1 protein-coding gene is annotated in these 587 nt (G+C 53.5%); it reads left to right on the top strand.

All coding sequences use genetic code 11. From position 1 onward, the window contains the following. Positions 1–587, top strand: a 587-nt coding sequence (locus tag AOA59_RS25635; RefSeq protein WP_143522812.1) for an immunoglobulin-like domain-containing protein, incomplete at both ends; no start/stop codon positions are given.

Raw genomic sequence — 587 nt, 5'->3', positions numbered from 1 at the left:
GTTACCGTGACGCTTTCGAACGGTCAGACGATCACTATTAAAGCCGGTGAGACCACAGGCTCGACTGTGTTCAACACTCCAGCCAACGACGTCTACAACAACGGTTCGACTGTCAGCACCACCATCGCGAAGACCGAAGGCGGCAACTTTGAGAATCTGGTTACCGATCCGAAGGCAGCTGAAACAGCCATCACTGATTCGATCGACAACACCACGGTTTCGCTGAGTGCAGATAAAGCCTCTGTAGTTGAAGGCGGTGACATCACTTACACCGCAACCTTGACCAACAAAGCGCAAACTGACGTTACCGTCACGCTGAGCAATGGACAGACCATCACCATCAAAGCCGGCGACTCCGCAGGCTCGACGGTTTTCCACACCCCAGCTAACGACGTCTACAACAACGGTTCCACCGTCAGCACCACCATCGCCAAAACCGAAGGCGGTAACTTTGAGAACCTGGTTACCGATCCGAAAGCGGCCGTCACTTCGATTACCGATTCGATCGACAACACCACGGTTTCGCTGACTGCTGATAAAGCCTCTGTAGTTGAAGGCGGTGACATCACTTACACCGCGACCTTGAC

Source organism: Pseudomonas sp. 2822-15, assembly GCF_002742515.1.
Taxonomy (GTDB): domain Bacteria; phylum Pseudomonadota; class Gammaproteobacteria; order Pseudomonadales; family Pseudomonadaceae; genus Aquipseudomonas; species Aquipseudomonas salomonii.
Note: the sequence above shows the minus strand (reverse complement) of the source record. Positions and strands in the feature narration are given on the sequence as shown.